Here is a 227-nt window from a genome sequence, read left to right as displayed (position 1 = left end):
TGACCCCCGCGCAAATGGACCCCTTTGCGGTCAACGGCGATGTCACTGACGCGGTGACCGGCATCAGCCTCTACAAAACTAAGGTCAGTGTCGGGCAACAGCTGATCAGCCAGATTGCTAACGATGAAAAGCATGCGCTGCATGTGATGTTGTGGCCCGACCTCGCACAGCAAGATATGGACGCGCCGTATGTTCAGCCCACGGTCGCAGATATCAATGGCGGCAAT

1 protein-coding gene is annotated in these 227 nt (G+C 56.4%); it reads left to right on the top strand.

Annotated elements, in window-relative coordinates; genetic code table 11:
- The coding region (locus QN399_RS26765; protein ID WP_330201992.1) for a hypothetical protein at positions 1-227 on the top strand (227 nt) is incomplete at both ends.

It is taken from the genome of Pseudomonas sp. 10C3 (assembly GCF_036346185.1).
GTDB lineage: Bacteria > Pseudomonadota > Gammaproteobacteria > Pseudomonadales > Pseudomonadaceae > Aquipseudomonas.
The sequence above is the reverse complement of the archived record's forward strand: the minus strand, read 5'-3'. Positions and strand labels throughout refer to the sequence as shown.